General features: G+C 35.7%; 14 protein-coding genes and 3 pseudogenes. 10 read left to right on the forward strand and 7 right to left on the reverse strand.

Translation table 11 applies throughout. The features are described 5' to 3' along the window. Positions 1–9 precede the first annotated feature (9 nt). From A9G41_RS06365 to A9G41_RS06390, 5 genes and pseudogenes are all read right to left on the reverse strand, one after another. Positions 10–1,091 (reverse strand): annotated as a pseudogene (locus A9G41_RS06365) (IS3 family transposase). A gap of 1,070 nt (positions 1,092–2,161) precedes the next feature. After that, entirely contained in the window at positions 2,162–2,602 is a 441-nt protein-coding gene (locus A9G41_RS06375; RefSeq protein ID WP_065567990.1) for a PTS sugar transporter subunit IIA, read from the reverse strand. Between the two features lie 69 nt (positions 2,603–2,671). Continuing rightward, on the reverse strand, positions 2,672–4,084 hold the full coding sequence (locus A9G41_RS06380; protein ID WP_065582296.1) for a PTS fructose transporter subunit IIC: 1,413 nt from the start codon (positions 4,082–4,084) through the stop codon (positions 2,672–2,674). Between the two features lie 10 nt (positions 4,085–4,094). Continuing rightward, positions 4,095–5,015 (reverse strand): 1-phosphofructokinase family hexose kinase, encoded by a 921-nt coding sequence (locus tag A9G41_RS06385; protein ID WP_075539458.1) that lies wholly within the window; start codon positions 5,013–5,015, stop codon positions 4,095–4,097. A gap of 13 nt (positions 5,016–5,028) precedes the next feature. After that, positions 5,029–5,883: a tagatose bisphosphate family class II aldolase gene (locus A9G41_RS06390; protein ID WP_075539459.1), complete on the reverse strand. Its 855-nt coding sequence runs from the start codon at positions 5,881–5,883 to the stop codon at positions 5,029–5,031. 346 nt (positions 5,884–6,229) lie between these two features. Between A9G41_RS06390 and A9G41_RS06395 the strand changes: the two genes are divergently transcribed. Beyond that, positions 6,230–7,057, forward strand: coding sequence for a DeoR/GlpR family DNA-binding transcription regulator (locus A9G41_RS06395; protein ID WP_065582298.1), 828 nt, complete (start codon positions 6,230–6,232; stop codon positions 7,055–7,057). 2 nt (positions 7,058–7,059) lie between these two features. Beyond that, complete coding sequence (locus A9G41_RS06400; RefSeq protein ID WP_075539460.1) at positions 7,060–8,028, forward strand: sugar kinase; 969 nt, start codon at positions 7,060–7,062, stop codon at positions 8,026–8,028. Between the two features lie 245 nt (positions 8,029–8,273). Here A9G41_RS06400 and hemW read toward each other — a convergent pair whose 3' ends face one another. Beyond that, positions 8,274–9,401 (reverse strand): radical SAM family heme chaperone HemW, encoded by a 1,128-nt coding sequence (gene hemW, locus A9G41_RS06405; protein WP_075539461.1) that lies wholly within the window; start codon positions 9,399–9,401, stop codon positions 8,274–8,276. Between the two features lie 197 nt (positions 9,402–9,598). Between hemW and A9G41_RS06410 the strand changes: the two genes are divergently transcribed. The 4 genes from A9G41_RS06410 to pgl all read left to right on the forward strand — a co-directional run bounded on the left by A9G41_RS06410 (position 9,599) and on the right by pgl (position 13,281). Continuing rightward, a complete protein-coding gene (locus tag A9G41_RS06410; protein WP_065582301.1) occupies positions 9,599–10,471 on the forward strand; it encodes a D-hexose-6-phosphate mutarotase in 873 nt (290 codons plus the stop codon). Between the two features lie 181 nt (positions 10,472–10,652). Beyond that, on the forward strand, positions 10,653–10,937 hold the full coding sequence (gene rplY, locus A9G41_RS06415) for a 50S ribosomal protein L25 (RefSeq protein ID WP_065582302.1): 285 nt from the start codon (positions 10,653–10,655) through the stop codon (positions 10,935–10,937). Positions 10,938–11,108: 171 nt separating this feature from the next. Beyond that, on the forward strand, positions 11,109–12,566 hold the full coding sequence (gene zwf, locus A9G41_RS06420; RefSeq protein WP_065582303.1) for a glucose-6-phosphate dehydrogenase: 1,458 nt from the start codon (positions 11,109–11,111) through the stop codon (positions 12,564–12,566). 16 nt (positions 12,567–12,582) lie between these two features. Then, positions 12,583–13,281 (forward strand): 6-phosphogluconolactonase, encoded by a 699-nt coding sequence (pgl, locus tag A9G41_RS06425; RefSeq protein ID WP_065582304.1) that lies wholly within the window; start codon positions 12,583–12,585, stop codon positions 13,279–13,281. A gap of 99 nt (positions 13,282–13,380) precedes the next feature. Here the strand turns inward: pgl and A9G41_RS06430 are convergent, their stop codons facing one another. Beyond that, a complete protein-coding gene (locus A9G41_RS06430) occupies positions 13,381–14,154 on the reverse strand; it encodes a DUF6708 domain-containing protein (RefSeq protein WP_065582305.1) in 774 nt (257 codons plus the stop codon). A gap of 83 nt (positions 14,155–14,237) precedes the next feature. Between A9G41_RS06430 and A9G41_RS06435 the strand changes: the two are divergent. The 4 genes and pseudogenes from A9G41_RS06435 to A9G41_RS06455 all read left to right on the forward strand — a co-directional run. Next, positions 14,238–14,372 (forward strand): annotated as a pseudogene (locus A9G41_RS06435) (transposase); the annotation flags it as partial. After that, positions 14,368–15,517: pseudogene (locus tag A9G41_RS06445) on the forward strand (IS3 family transposase). The pseudogenes A9G41_RS06435 and A9G41_RS06445, both read left to right, overlap by 5 nt. 236 nt (positions 15,518–15,753) lie before the next feature. Next, positions 15,754–16,011 (forward strand): transposase, encoded by a 258-nt coding sequence (locus A9G41_RS06450; protein WP_143425426.1) that lies wholly within the window; start codon positions 15,754–15,756, stop codon positions 16,009–16,011. Continuing rightward, positions 16,011–16,625 (forward strand): DDE-type integrase/transposase/recombinase (locus A9G41_RS06455; RefSeq protein WP_075539463.1); only part of this gene is annotated, 615 nt, incomplete at its 3' end. The genes A9G41_RS06450 and A9G41_RS06455, both read left to right, overlap by 1 nt.

Consider the following 16,625-nt stretch of genomic DNA (forward strand, 5'->3'; position numbering starts at 1 on the left):
CGTAGAAAATTAAGCTGCTTGTTTTAGTGTTTTGTATTCAATCGGTGTCATGTTATTTAATGCCTCATGCGGTCTTTCGGTATTATAAATCGTTAACCATTCTTCGGTTATTCTCCTTGCTTGAGCTAAGTTGTTAAAAAGATATAAATCGAGTACCTCAGTGCGATAGGTACGATTAAATCGTTCAATATAGCCATTTTGATATGGGCTACCGGGCTGGATATAATCAATGGTTATATCATGTGATTTAGCCCAGTTTATAAAGGTTTTTCCTGTAAATTCTGGCCCATTATCGACCCGTATTTTTAATGGATAACCATGATATTCGGCCAGTTTATCTAAGTAACGGGTAATCCTTCCTGCCAGTAAGCTTACTGCAATATCAATACCTAACGCCTTACGATTAAAGTCATCGATAACATTGAATGTCCTAAAGCGACGTTGATTACAGCGACTATCACTCATAAAATCCATTGACCAACATTCACCTTGTTTATTGGGGGCTAATAACCTTTCCGGGCATCGTGGAGGAATGCGTTTTTTACGCTTTACCCTGAGATTAAGCTTTAATTCACAATACACCCGATATACCCGTTTATGATTCCATTGATAGCCGAGCTTTCTGATACGATTAAAACATTTAGGAAAGCCCCAGCGTAAATGCCGGTCTGTGATAGCATTCAACACCGAAACAATCACCGAATCATCCTGTAACTTAGCTTGATAATAGTAAGCACAACGGCTTAAACCAACAATGGCACAACTCATAGCAATAGTAACTGAATGATTTTGTTGTAGTTGCTGTGCCCACGTTTTACGTGCCCCTGTTGGCACTAAAGCTTTTTTATGATATCTTCCTGAAGCTGAGATTTTAAGCTCAGTTCGGCAAACATCTGCTTAAGCTTGCGGTTTTCCGCTTCTAGCTCTTTTAAGCGTTTAATATCCGATGTTTCCATTCCGCCGTATTTTTCTCGCCATTTATAGAAAGTTGAATTACCCATGCCATATTTACGGCACAGTTCTTTAACGGGAATACCCGCTTCAGCTTCTTTCAAAATAGCGACGATTTGATGTTCAGTCATTTTTTTCATAATTGAATCTCTTTTACTTTTATCATAGAGAATTTTCTACTTTTTTGCTGTACTATTTTAGGGGATAGTTACAAGAACACCACGCTGAAAGATTGGATATTAAGTAATACAAGCCATGGTACGCTTGAAAAATTAAGCGATAAATTGTGGTTATAGCAGGTTCCCGAGAATGAACTTGATAATATCAATTATTTTCTTGGACAATTGGGATTATTAATATCATGGAAATTAACCACGCCAGAGCCAGAAAAACCTAGACGCAGGCTACCTTAAAATAGAATAATTGACGACAAATAAACAACCGTGCTTATATCAAATCCTTGCATTAAAACAGCAAGGATTGCCCTTTTTACTCTATCATTTTACACCACTTAAAAAATCAAATAAAATCAATACTTTTTCTGAACAATTATTATAAAAAACACAATAACTTTTTAGTCTACCCAAAGGCTGTTTTTGCTATATCAGCAGGACTACACTATAATCGTTACCGCTATGAACTTATTTGCCGACCAATCACTTTTCAATCCAATAAATCAATCATTACGACAAGGCATAACCCACCTTGGCTGAGTTTGATAAAGTGATATCAGTTACCTCCGATTTGATAGGGTTTATCAGGATTAAGCAGTCTATTTTATGTATGGGGCAGTGCATCATAAGATAACCTTGTCGCAAAAGGAGTAACGTTATTATTTACTATTATTTCGCTAAATAAAAACTTTAATAAAATCAATGGTTTTTCTGAATAATTTTTATCATATTCGATTTGCCGTTCTTTCTGCTACATCATAGCACTTTTTCCTTATATCATACATCAAGTTTAGCGCAACTAAACGTGCACCTAACACCCAAATAGTTAGCTATTTTCAGCTAATGAGAGAGGAACTTTAGATAAGGTATACTCCACCACCTGTTGTTGGAAATGGTGTTAAATGCTGTAGCATAATAGGTTCCTCTATGATTTTTATTTATATCATAGAGGTAGTATTTGTCGGTTTTGGGGATGAAAATCAAGTTCAACCTTATTGTATTGAAACGATATTTTGACATGAAATAAAATAAATCTTTTAGCAACTACCTTGTAGTATTTCTAATAGATTTTCAGCGGTTTTAATCGTTTTAATGCGATCGAGTGTATCTTCAGCAATTACAGCTTTTGTTAACTGTCGTAAAATATCGAGATGTTCATTAGCTTTCGCTGCGATGCCAATAACAACATAAGCTATGTTATCATCTTGATCCCAGAGTACCCCTTTTGGATAGTAAATTATTTTTAAGCCTGTTTTGATGACACTATCACGCTTATCAGTCGTTCCATGAGGAATGGCAATACCATTACCTAAAAATGTAGAGATTTGGGTATCTCGATCAAACATGGCTTGTGTATAATCATCTTTTACTAGACCTGCTTTTATCATCGCTTCTGATACTGATTGAATGGCATCTTGTTTAGAATAACACCCGCTTATAATTCTAATATCATCGATAGTAAGTTTTAAATCGCTCATTTATTGTCCTTGTGGTTTTGATATACCGAAAAATTATCGGTATATCAATTAGTTGATTATATCGTATTGTTAATTTTTAATTGTTAATTGTCTATTTTGGTGAATTCGAATTAAGCCTAATAATATGGCTCCGACAAGCGCGCCAGTAAAAATACAAGCTACCCATAGAAAAGGCTTATTTACCAATGGAAGTACAAGAAAACCACCATGTGGTGCGGGAACTTGAATGTGGCTTAAAAAAGTCAATACCGATGCGATGGCGGACGATAACATCATGACAGGAATGACTCGTAATGGATCTTTAGCCGCAAAAGGAATCGCACCTTCAGTGATATGTGTAGCACCTAAAATATAGTTTACAATTCCAGCTGCACGCTCTTCCTCAGTAAATGCTTTTCCACGAAATATCGTTGTTGAGAAAGCAATGACAAAAGGTGGCACAATACATGCGGCTGAAACTCCAGCCATAAAGTAAAAATTACCTTCGCCTAGTAGCATAGTCCCTGTTACATAGGCGGCTTTATTTACTGGACCTCCAAAGTCAAAAGAACACATAGCACCAATGACTATGCCAAGTAAAACAGGATTAGCTGATTGTAATGATTCAAGAAATGATTTCATTGCATGGTTAACTGCTGCAATTGGGTCACCTAATAAGAACATGCCTGCACCAATCACAAAAACACCAATTAACGGCATGATAAAAATAGATTTTAGCCCTTCAAATGAACGAGGAAGTCTATCTAACCATTTTTTGACATATAGCATTAAGTAGCCTGCTGCAAAGCCTGCAATAATGCCACCTAAGAACCCTGCACCTGTAATATTGGCAATTAACCCGCCAACAAAACCTGCCACTAACCCTGGCCTACCTCCAATTGAGTAAGCAATAAAACCCGTAAAGATGGGTACCATAATACCAAATGCTTGCCCGCCTATTTTCATCAACAATGCGGCAAATTGATTATATTGTGCATTTGTCTCATCGGCCGAGTAAATCCCCCATAAAAATGAGAGTGCGATTAATACACCACCTGCGACAACAAAAGGCAGCATATTAGATACACCGCTCATTAGGTGTTTGTAAATTTGTCGACCAATTGACTCTTTTGTCACGGATTGTTGATTTGAGGGTACCGATTTTTGTGTATTATTGGTAGCTCCGTTACGTAATGGCACATTGCCTGAAATTATTTGTTCAATAAGCATTACAGCCTTATGAATACCATCTTTTACAGGAACCTCAATAACAGGCATGCCATTAAAACGATCGGGATTGACATCTTTATCAGCGGCGATAATAACACCGATAGCGTTCGCTATATCCTCATCTGTAATGGCATTATCTATCCCACCTGCACCATTGGTTTCTACTTTAATTTCAACGCCTATTTTTTTAGCTGCGGATTTCAAAGCTTCTTCTGCCATATAAGTATGAGCGATACCGGTTGGGCAACCTGTTATAGCTAATATTTTTTTCATAATTATTCCCTCATTTTATTTGGGTAATTTCAATTTGATTCATATAAATACAGATCTTATCTAGCAAACCTAATCCATCTGATTCAGCAACATTCGCCCCCGTTGCCGATGCTTTTTTCATTGATCTTTCAATATTTTCCCTATCAGGCAACCATTCACTAAGAAAGGCTGCTAGTGACGCATCTCCAGCACAAGCGGAGCTGATTAATTTGATCTTTACAGCATTGCAAAACCAAATGTGTGTTCCATTCGAAAAATAGAGCCCTCTAGCCCCCATAGTTAATAAAATATTTTGTGCACCTTGTGCGTGAATATTTTCTAGTGCGGTAATAATTTGCGATGTCGTTTGGGTTTCAAAACCAAAAATTTCTTTGATTTCATCATCATTGGGTTTAATTAATAAAGGTTTATAAGCGAGTAAATCACTTAATATTGGATGGCTAATATCGAGGATGACTTGAATATTTTTGACTTTACATAGAGTTAAAATAGATAGGTAATATTCGGGTTCAATGTTATTTGGTAGGCTACCGCTAATAACTAAATAACAGTTACTGCTTAGTGATTTTATTAATCCTAGCAATTCTTGTTTTTTATTATCAGGAACAAAAGGGCCTTTACCCACCAATTTATATTCATTTTGCCCATCATTAATAAAAACATTGATACGTGTTATATCATCAATAAAACAAGGCTTTGTTTCAATCTGCATTTTTGTCAATTCATCAACGATATATTTTCCAGAAAATCCGCCAAAAAAACCTAATGCACAAGTCGGTTTTAGAAATTTGTGCAGGACAATTGAAACATTGACCGCTTTACCATTTGGGCTATATTGAGTATGCGATGTGCGGTTGACATAATTAGGATTAAGTCCTTGGCAACGAATATTCATATCAATTGCGGTATTAAGTGTTAATGTATAGATCATCTTCCTAATTCCTCTATAACTTACCAGCACAACCACATGTGGCGATAATTTTCTTGATAATTTCTTTCATTGCCGCTTTAGCTGGTTTCATATAATGGCGAGGGTCATTAGCCTCAGGATATTCAATAAAGTATTGTTTTAAGGCATTTGAAAATGCCATTTTTAATTCGGTTCCAACATTGACTTTACAAATTCCACGTTTAATACATTCACGAACATCTTTATCAGGAACACCTGAAGCGCCATGTAACACGAGTGGAATATCAGTGATTGAGCGAATTTCGGATAGGCGATCAAAATCCAGTTTAGGTTCTGATTTATAAAGACCATGTGCAGTACCAATGGCGATAGCTAGCGAGTCAATTTGGGTTTTTTGTATAAATTCTAGTGCTTGTTTAGGACTGGTATATAAAGCATCTTTTGCATCCACAGCTAAATCATCTTCAACACCACCAAGACGCCCTAATTCAGCTTCAACACTAACATCATAACGGTGAGCATAATCTACTACACGTTTCACAATGGTAATATTTTCTTCAAATTGAAGATGTGAACCATCAATCATGACAGATCGAACACCAGCATTAATTTTATAAGCTATATCATCAAATTCTTCATGATGATCTAAGTGAACAGCTAAAGGGATGTTATGCTTTTTAGATAGCTCATGAGCAATAGCAATAATGTTTTCTGTTCCTGCATAACTATATGTGCCTGGTGTGCCTGCTAAAATAACGGGTGATTGCAATTCAGCGGCAGTTTTAACTACGACCTGTATAGTTTCTAGATTATGAATGTTAAAGGCTGGTACTGCATAGTGTTCTGTTTGTGCTTTTTTTAACATGTTGTGACTTGAAATAATAGACATATGACTTTCCCTTAATAATTTATTTTGACTTAATAGAGTAATTAACTTTCGGTTTGAAATTTATTTTTAATAATTATGCTTTCGAATTGTAAGTTATTCTAGTGGTAATCACGTGAGATAGATCACAAAAATCAATATTACTTTCAAAACGTAATAAAAATTATTTATAAATTTTCATTTTGATGGTTAGCATGTATATATGAAGTGTGCTTAGATAAAAGACGTAGAAATTATTATTGGTATGATTTATAAGGTAAAATGTAATGCGCTAGTTTAATATTGACCAAGCATAGGATTAATTCTATTATCACCAGTCTTCATTTTATCTACGGTATAGGAAATAAAATTGGCTAGAGCATCTTCATCCCTATTAAAACGACGATTGCAAATTGCAGAAATTGTTCGTAAACAAGGCGAAGTTAAAGTTGATGAATTATCACAATTGCTTCAGGTATCGAATGTAACTATTCGTCAAGATTTAACTTACTTGGAGCAACAAGGATATTTAAAACGCTCTTTTGGTGGAGCAATTTATCTTGCTCAGGAAGGAGGGGGAAGTCAGACAAGTGCCATTACACAAAATTATACACAAAGTTTTAATGATAGCCATGATATTGAATTAGTCAAAACTTGCTTAAGTTATATTAATGATGGTGATACGTTGTTTTTAAGCCATGGTAATTTAATAAGAAAATTGATTCCGTTTTTACACTGCAAAAAATCATTAATACTGATTATGAATGATATTAGTAATGCAAAATTAGCGAAAGAATTTACGGATGCCGAAGTCATTCTTATTGGTGGCGTTTTACTTGAGGGTAATCTTTTACAGGATAACAAGATGATCAATCTTATATTAAATCAATTTCCTGTATCGCATTTTATTCTCGAAATAAGTGCCATCAATATAGGTAATCAATTAATTATTGAAAATTTAGAACAGGTTAAAACTTATCAACAAATAATAAAAAAAGCCGCACACAATATCGCTATTTTACCTCAAAGGCTGATTCATAATAATGATAATAATCTGGGAAAACTCATTGATCTTGATATGGTTGTGTTATCAAGACCTGCTGTAACAGAGTATCATCAGCAACTTCTGGATGCCAATTTTGAGATACTTATTTCAAATAAATATTGTGTGACTTATCAAAACATACTGGAGAGATAATAATGCATTTCAAAATCTGCACAATTGGTGAGCTACTGGTTGAGTTTTTAGCCAAGGAACAAAATCAACGTTTCAATCAAACAGGAGAGTTTATTGGCCCTTTTGTTAGTGGTGCTCCGGCAATATTTGCAGATCAAGTTGCAAAATTAGGTTTTTCAGTTGTCTTTTTTAGTTGTGTTGGTAAAGATGCATTTGGCAAGATGTGTATAAATCGGCTGAAAAATGACGGTGTTATTATTGACGGTATCACCATGCATCATAAAGCCAATACTGGTAGTGCTTTTGTCACTTATAAAGATTCTAATGAAAGAGATTTTATTTTTAATATTCCAAATAGTGCATGTGGTTTACTTTCGTTTAATCATGTTAATGAAAGCTTATTAAAAGATTGTAATCATTTGCATGTAATGGGATCATCGCTTTATTCCTTTCGTGTGATTGATGCTATGCGTAAAGCGTTAGATATCATTAAAAACAAAGGGGGGACAATTTCATTCGATCCAAACTTACGTAAAGAAATGTTTGATATACCAGAAATGGAGCAGTCTTTTGATTACATAATGGAATATACCGATATATTTTTACCCAGTAAAAACGAAGTTAATTATTTTTCAAATAATAATGATGAAAGTGAACAACAAATAATGATGAGGTTGCTTAAAAAAGGGATTAAGCACATTGTGGTAAAAGGCGGTTGTAAAGGCGCTAATTATTATGGGCTTGACGAGCAAGGTTATTTACAAATGCATCACGTTGATGGGTACACAGTAAACTCCGTTGACCCAACAGGAGCAGGAGATTGTTTTGGTGCCACGTTTGTTAGTTTAATGTTGGCAGGCTATTCAGTCGAAAAAGCATTGCAATATGCAAATGCAAGCGGTGCATTTGCTGTATCTAAAAAAGGTCCTATGGAAGGAACATCTTCATTGAATGAATTAAAGCAGTTCCTTTCTTACACTTTTATTAAATAATAATTAAAAGCAATGAAGTTATCAAAGTATAGGCAAAAAAAATCCCAATAACAAAGTTATTGGGAAAACATAAGGAATAGGAAAACAATGAAATAAATGCATTGTCGGGATACATTATGCCTTTATTTTTTAAAAATGTCTGTAAAGTTATGCGAATGATTGCTTAAATAGTTGGTACCTATTACGTTAAATAATCGTAAAGATAGGCTCTAATTGCCTTTGTCAGAAATTAATATTTAATTTAGCTATAAAAAGAACTCTAATAATGAGTTTAGAAATAGTTTTCCATGTTCAGTTATTTGCCAGTTTTGTTCGTCTTCAATTAAATAGCCTTTTTCAATGGCCATAGTTATTTGTTTCTCAACTATCTGTAATGATAAATGAGTCCGTTGTTCAAATTCGTATTTTGGCACTGGCTCAAATAGCCGAAATCGATTCATAAAAAACTCAAAAGGTAACTCTTGTTTTGGAACTTCATAATATTTATCCAAATAACGCCCTTCTAAATAACCTTTTGGATGGCGAGTTTTTACTGTACGAATAATTTTACCATCAGATTGGGTTAATTTGCCATGGGCGCCACAGCCAATCCCCAAATAGTCCCCAAATCGCCAATAATTTAAATTATGTTCGCATTGAAAACCTTTTTTAGCATAAGCAGAGGTTTCATATTGCTGGTAACCGTGTTTAGTTAATAATTGATGACCTTGTTGGTAAATTTCCCAAAGTTTATCGTCATCTGGTAAAACAGGCGGTTTTGAACTAAATAATGTATTGGGTTCAATGGTTAATTGATACCAAGATAAATGAGGTGGATCAATAGCAATAGCTTGTTTTAAATCATATATAGCATCATCAATACATTGACTTGGTAACCCATGCATTAAATCTAAATTAAAACTTCTTAAATTTAATGTTTTGGCTAATTTTCCTGCTGTGAATGCTTCTTTGGGATTATGTATTCTCCCTAATTTTACAAGCTTATCGGCTTGAAAGCTTTGTACACCAATGGATATTCGATTGATACCAGCTTGTTGATAACCATTAAACCTTTCTATATCAATAGAATTTGGATTGGCTTCAATAGTAATTTCAGCATCATTATCTACGGGAATGATCTTATTTATATTTGATAATAATTTATCAATGAGTTCAGCAGAAAACAGACTTGGAGTGCCACCACCAATAAAGATCGAATGAATTAAGCGGTTTGAGCACAAAACAGCATCATGTTGTAAATCTTTAATTAAATGTTCTATATAAGCTTCATAATTGGGGGCTTTTTTTATCGTATGCGAATTAAAATCACAATAAGGACATTTTTGTACGCACCATGGCATATGAATATACAAACTCATTGGAATTTTATACATAAACGCTGTCTTTCCTGAAACTTTTTGACAACAATAACCAGTATGTTGTTCTATTTTTTATAGTGTGGCATTTTACTTCAAAAAAGTAAAAAAAGCTTTTGGCATCTATTGTATTTTTATTATTAACTTAAAAAGCGTACAATTATTAATAATTTTCGATATTAACTATTGTTAAAATTTGTTATTTAGGAGTAAGTATGAATATTTATAAAGATATTTTAGAAAATAGCTTATCAGGGGTCTCGCTAAGCTCATCGGTTAAGCAATTAACTTATGGCGAACTCCCTACTTTGGTTATTAACCATAAAACTTGTTGTGCAGCGGTAACATTACAAGGTGCACACTTGTTATTTTGGCAACCAATTAATGAGCAAACTCCTGTTATTTGGTTGAGCAACAAAACAAACTTTAAAAAAGGCGTGGCTATCCGCGGTGGTGTACCTGTTTGCTGGCCTTGGTTCGGTCAATCAGGAACGCCGTCTCACGGTTTTGCTCGTATTGTTGAATGGAATTTAGACTCTTGCACTGAAGATGAGCATGGTGTCGATCTCATTCTATCTCTCGTCAATAATCAACAGACAGCGCCTTATTGCAACAAACCTTTCACTGTATCATTAAACCTTCATTTAGGTAACACCTGTGAAGTTGTTTTAAGTTGTTCTGGTGATTTTGATGTAACTAGCGCACTACATACTTATTTTGATATCAATAATATTGAAGACGTTGTTGTCAAAGGATTAGGTGAAACCTATCAAGATCGATTAGCCGTTGAAAATAAACCTGCAAAAATAGGGCAATTGACTTTTAACCAAGAGGTTGATCGTATTTATACTAATGCTAGTGATCAAATAACTATCACAAATGGCATTCGAACAGTTCGATTAACTAATACTAATGTAAGTGATGTAGTAACATGGAATCCATGGGTAAATAAAGCTAAAACAATGAGTGACTTTGGTGATGACGAATATAAATCTATGGTTTGTGTCGAATCTGGTTGCATTACAACGCCATTGAAATTATCACCAAATAAAAAATCGACTTATGGTTTTAAAATAGAATTGATTTAAAAATTCACACTATACACGATAAGCACAATCAATGTTTTGCTCGATTGTAATATTATTATTTGATTGCGTTTATTGGGATAACACTCTATAATCTTGGGCACTTTATTAAAGTGCAAGTTTGATAGCCAACTACTGGGTCGCCTGTAATTGGTTTTATTTTAAATCATTAAGAGAAATAAATATGTTTACATTTAAAGCTGAAGTTAGAAAAGAGCATGGTAAGGGTGCGAGCCGCCGCCTGCGTCACGCTGGTAAATTCCCAGCCATTATTTATGGCGGTACTGAACCTGCAATCGCTGTTGTACTTGATCACAACCAAATTTTTAATATGCAAGAAAAACCAGAATTTTATTCTGAAGTATTGACTATTGAAGTTGACGGAAAAGCAACAAAAGTAAAAGTACAAGCAGTACAACGTCATGCGTTTAAACCAAAATTAGTCCATATGGATTTTTTACGCGCATAATTTATTGATTGGAAAATTATCCAATTACTTGTTTTAAACAAAGGGTCACCGTGATGGTGACCTTTTTGTTTTCGAGTCAATAAAGGCTAATGCCTATTGTTATGATTTATCCTGTACACTGACTACCCAACATAATAGAATGATTACATTATACCATCGTAGGAGAGAACCATGTCTGATATCCCAGCTTGCGATTTAGTTATTTTTGGTGCTAAAGGGGATTTGACAAGACGTAAATTACTACCTTCTTTATACCAATTAGAAAAATATGGAAAACTACCTGAACAAACCAAGATTTTAGGTGTAGGACGTGCTGATTGGGATCACGCTGCTTATTGTGAGGTAGCAAAAGATGCCCTAACCTCATTTATGCCAGAGCCATTAGACGATAGTATTTGGCAACGATTCAGCCAACGATTAAATTTTCATAAACTAGATGTTAATGATCGCGCTGGATTTGAAACACTGAAAAATAAACTTGATTCAAACAACCCTGCTATTTTTTATTTTGCAATGCATCCAGGGGCTTTTGGTACTATTTGCCAAGGCTTAGCTGCTGCGGGATTAAACCAATTACAAAATAGAATTGTAATGGAAAAACCGCTTGGAACCGATCTAAAATCATCTTGCGAAATTAATGATTCAGTGGCTAAATTCTTTAATGAATCGCAAGTTTACCGTATTGATCACTACTTAGGTAAGGAATCTGTATTAAACCTATTAGCTTTACGCTTTGCAAATACGGTGTTTGCGTCATTTTGGGATCGTAATTCTATTGATCATGTCGAAATTACTGTGGCTGAACAAGTTGGTATTGAAGGCCGCTGGGGATATTTTGACAAAGCAGGGCAAATGCGCGACATGGTGCAAAATCATTTATTACAAATCTTAACTATGATTGCAATGTCACCACCAGCAAATCTTGAAGATGATAGTTTACGTAATGAAAAAATAGCCGTCCTTAATGCGCTTAGACCAATTGATAAAACGAATATTCGTGAAAAAGTAGTTCGGGGTCAATATACAGCAGGCTTTGTTAATGGCGTTAATGTCCCAGGTTATTTAGAAGAAGATGGCGCTAATCAAAAAAGCAATACCGAGACATTTGTTGCCATTCGCGTTGACATTGATAACTGGCGTTGGGCAGGTGTTCCTTTTTATTTACGCACAGGCAAACGCTTACCAAGTAAATGTTCTGAAGTTGTTGTCTATTTCAAACCGTTACCGCTTAACCTTTTTAGTGAATCTTATCCAGAATTACCACAAAATAAATTGACTATTCGTCTACAACCTGATGAAGGTATGGATATTGAGATTCTAAATAAAGTACCAGGTTTAGATAGCACTCACAATTTGCAAACCACTAAGCTTGATTTAAGTTTTAGCGAAACCTTTCATCAACAAAGTGCTGATGCCTATGAACGTTTACTACTTGAAGTTATGCGTGGTCGCCAAGCATTATTTGTTCATCGTGATGAAGTTGAGGCAGCATGGAAATGGGTCGATTCAATTGTTAGAGCGTGGGAGTTAGACAATGAACAGCCAAAAACTTACCAAGCCGGAACTTGGGGACCTGTAGCATCAGTTGCATTGATTACTAAAGATGGGCATTCATGGCACGAATTCTAATAAAGGAAAATAAAATATGTTTACGTTAAATAAATATGAGAATAATCAGTTATTGATTGAAGATTTAACCTCACATATAGTCAATAAGTTAAAACAGGCGATTGAACAAAAAGGCCATGCTTCTATTGCTGTTTCAGGGGGTAAAACACCAATTCCACTTTTTGCTTTACTCAGCCAACAAGATATGGAGTGGAACAGAGTTTTTATTACGTTGGTTGATGATAGATGGGTGGATAATACTGATGACGCCAGTAACGAAAAGCTCGTAATGGCTCATTTATTACAAAACAAAGCAAAATTGGCTAATTTTGTCGGCTTAAAAAACAGTTGTGATAATCCATTTGATGGCGCAGAAATGACTGACAAAATGTTAGATAAAATTCCGATGCCATTTGATGTAATCGTTTTAGGTATGGGCGAAGATGGACATACCGCTTCATTATTTCCAGGTGCAGCTAATTTAGCGACCGGTTTAGATATGAAATCAGGCCGAAAAGTTGTAGGAATGACACCATTAACAGCACCACTTGATCGTATTACATTAACGTTACCTACTATTTTAAATAGCAAAAATATCTATCTACATTTAGTTGGTGAAAGCAAAATGCATGTATTAGAACAAGCAGAAAAAGATCATAATGTTAATCAAATGCCTATTCGAGCTGTTTTGCAGCAGGACAAAGTGAATGTCACAGGTTTTTGGACTGCATCTTAAATTTTTTTCAGTTTTATTTGCCAACTTACGTCGGTAATGAATTTTTACGATAAATTTTGCTTCCAAAGCACTGGAGCAGCAGTGCTTTGATCTTACCAATTAATCCTCTGAATTCTCTTTTATGGGCTTTTCTGCTTGTTTTGTTGCTTTTGTTTTTCTTTTTCGGCTGGCTTTTTTCTTGGGTCTTTTAAATTGACCATAGTCGATAAGTTCGCCAGTTTCGTCATCAATCACGCCCCACTCTTGGCTATTATCTAAAATCGCCTTTTGTACTTCGGGTGGGTAATCCGATAGGGTGGTTTCTTTTGGTAAAGGTTTACCGGGTTTACCGGGTTTACCGGCTTGCCTGATCACTTTTGGCCAACGAGGTTGCCAGCATAGGCATTCCGAAATAAAGTAACCCATAGTATAAAATGGCAATAAGATTAAAAAGACGGGGATTAACATTAAAATCATGATCACACTGGGGTTATTTTTTGCCAGATGGATCATGGGGCTAATATGTCCCTCAACACCGTGAAAGGGCATGGGTAAGTGGGTACTTAGGCGTGGTTTAGGCAGGTTTTGGGGACCGTCTTCCATATAACGGCGGATAAATTCCCACTCGTCTTTATAATCTTGAGGATTATAAGTGTTTTTGCCTACGCCCACGGACTGTGCAACGGGAAAGCCAGTTTTATAAGGGTGAAAAGTAAACAAGTTAACCACATTAGTACCGCCCATATCCGAGCCAGTCTCGCCAAAATTAGCGGGCATAATATGTTCCCATTTAAACACTGCAGTACCGCCACAATATTTAGGGCGTTGTACATACACTTGCCGTGTTACCCGATTAAACCGTACCCGAATATGGCGAAGCGTGAATAATTCCAAGCGACAGACATTGTAACTACCCCTTAAAATAGTACAGCAAAAGAGTAGAAAATTCTCTTTATTAATCCACTGAGGATTTAACCATGAAAAAAATGACTGAACATCAGATTGTATCTATTTTAAAAGAAGCTGAGGCCGGTATCCCTGTCAAGGAACTTTGCCGTAAATATGGCATGGGAAATTCAACTTTCTATAAATGGCGAGATAAATATCATGGTTAAAAAATTTAGTATCGAATTCAAACAACAATCAGTTGATTATGCATTATCTCATGCACACCTTTCTATTAGCGAACTTTCCAACCATCTAGGTGTGGGTAAATCAACCCTAGATAAATGGATTAGGCAACTTTCCCCGAATAAAACCAGCCGTCGAGAGTTAACGGCTGAGCAACAGCGGATTATGGCGTTAGAAAAAGAGATTAAAGAACTGAAAATGGCCAATGATATACTAAAAAAGGCGCATGTGTACTTCATCAACAATCCAAGTCGGTGAAGTACGCTTATATGAAAAATCATTTAACCTGCTATCCCGTTACTAAGATATGCTCATTACTTGGTGTCAGTTCATCGGGTTATTATGCTTGGTTAAAAAGAGCAAACAAATCAGCCAAACTCAGCGAGTATATTAAAAAGCAGTATTGGCAACATAAGGCCCGTTTGGGTGCGCCAAGCCTGCTTCATGATGCTAGGGAAGCGGGCTATCAAGTTTCAGAAAGGACAATTAGCCGTGTTTTGCAACAATTGGGATTACGGAGTAAAGCAGCACGTAAATTCAAGTATAAAACAGACACGGCTCATCGCAATATTGCGCCCAACACGTTAAATAGGCAATTTAACCCTGATAAGCCAAATACGACATGGGTAACCGATATTACTTATATTAAAACGGGTGAAGGTTGGTTATATTTGTCGGTGATTATCGATTTATATGGACGAAAAGTGATTGCTAGGCAAACGAGTCGCTACATAGACCATCATTTAGTGTGTAATACATTAAAACAAGCCTTATTTCGGCGTCACTTTCCTAAAAATGTACTCATTCATAGTGACCAAGGAAGCCAATATTGCAGTGCTGATTTCAAGCAGTTATTGTTACAATATGGACTCAGGCAAAGCATGAGTCGAAGAGGAAACTGCTTTGATAATGCGGTTGTTGAGAGTTTTTTCATACACTCAAAACACATATTATTCATGACTGTTACTACAAAACGAGGAAACTGGCTAATAAAGCACTATTTGAATATATTGAAATCTATTATAATCGGATACGTCGTCATTCAGCTAATGGCTGGGTATCACCTGAACAATATGAACAACAATATTACCAAAACGAAAAAATGATAGAGGCGGGCACTGTCTAATATTTTGGCGAGGATCAAGGTACTGATAAATTACCATATGTATAAACCACTTTGATTTTTATTGAGACCTTTGTACGGTAAAGCTTCACTCAAACTAAATTTTTAACCGTGCTTTTTTGAGGCATTTGGGCTTATATTTAGACCTAAATACCTCTAGATAAGTTGTAACTATCCCCTAAAATAGTACAGCAAAAAAGTAGAAAATTCTCTATGATACAAGTAAAGGGGATTTAATTATGAAAAAAATGACTGAACATCAAATCATCGCTATTTTAAAAGAAGCTGAAGCAGGTATTCCTGTCAAGGAACTCTGTCGCAAATATGGCATGGGTAATTCAACTTTCTATAAGTGGCGAGAAAAATACGGCGGTATGGAAACGTCGGATATTAAACGCTTAAAGGAGCTGGAGGCTGAAAACTGCAAGCTTAAGCAGATGTTTGCCGAACTGAGCTTAAAATCCCAGCTTCAGGAAGAAATCATAAAAAAGCTTTAGTGCCAACAGGGGCACGTAAAACGTGGGCACAGCAACTACAACAAAATCATTCAGTTACTATTGCTATGAGTTGTGCCATTGTTGGTTTAAGCCGTTGTGCTTACTATTATCAAGCTAAGTTACAGGATGATTCGGTGATTGTTTCGGTGTTGAATGCTATCACAGACCGGCATTTACGCTGGGGCTTTCCTAAATGTTTTAATCGTATCAGAAAGCTCGGCTATCAATGGAATCATAAACGGGTATATCGGGTGTATTGTGAATTAAAGCTTAATCTCAGGGTAAAGCGTAAAAAACGCATTCCTCCACGATGCCCGGAAAGGTTATTAGTCCCCAATAAACAAGGTGAATGTTGGTCAATGGATTTTATGAGTGACAGTAGTCGTAATCAACGTCGCTTTAGGACATTCAATGTCATCGATGACTTTAATCGTGAGGCATTAGGTATTGATATTGCAGTAAGCTTACCGGCAGGGAGAGTTACCCGTTACTTAGATAAACTGGCCGAATATCATGGGTATCCATTAAAAATACGGGTCGATAATGGGCCAGAATTTACAGGAAAAACCTTTATAAACTGGGCTAAATCACATGATATAGCCATTGATTATATC

Source organism: Gilliamella sp. Nev5-1 (assembly GCF_001690895.1).
GTDB lineage: Bacteria > Pseudomonadota > Gammaproteobacteria > Enterobacterales > Orbaceae > Gilliamella > Gilliamella apicola_C.

Bases quoted from the DNA above. Each gene is read 5' to 3' on its own strand.
- A9G41_RS06380 (WP_065582296.1), bottom strand. From the start codon at position 4,084: ATGAAAAAAATATTAGCTATAACAGGTTGCCCAACCGGTATCGCTCAT.
- A9G41_RS06390 (WP_075539459.1), bottom strand. From the start codon at position 5,883: ATGTCTATTATTTCAAGTCACAACATGTTAAAAAAAGCACAAACAGAA.
- hemW (WP_075539461.1), bottom strand. From the start codon at position 9,401: ATGTATAAAATTCCAATGAGTTTGTATATTCATATGCCATGGTGCGTA.
- A9G41_RS06385 (WP_075539458.1), bottom strand. From the start codon at position 5,015: ATGATCTATACATTAACACTTAATACCGCAATTGATATGAATATTCGT.
- rplY (WP_065582302.1), top strand. From the start codon at position 10,653: ATGTTTACATTTAAAGCTGAAGTTAGAAAAGAGCATGGTAAGGGTGCG.
- A9G41_RS06375 (WP_065567990.1), bottom strand. From the start codon at position 2,602: ATGAGCGATTTAAAACTTACTATCGATGATATTAGAATTATAAGCGGG.
- A9G41_RS06400 (WP_075539460.1), top strand. From the start codon at position 7,060: ATGCATTTCAAAATCTGCACAATTGGTGAGCTACTGGTTGAGTTTTTA.
- zwf (WP_065582303.1), top strand. From the start codon at position 11,109: ATGTCTGATATCCCAGCTTGCGATTTAGTTATTTTTGGTGCTAAAGGG.
- A9G41_RS06410 (WP_065582301.1), top strand. From the start codon at position 9,599: ATGAATATTTATAAAGATATTTTAGAAAATAGCTTATCAGGGGTCTCG.
- pgl (WP_065582304.1), top strand. From the start codon at position 12,583: ATGTTTACGTTAAATAAATATGAGAATAATCAGTTATTGATTGAAGAT.
- A9G41_RS06450 (WP_143425426.1), top strand. From the start codon at position 15,754: ATGAAAAAAATGACTGAACATCAAATCATCGCTATTTTAAAAGAAGCT.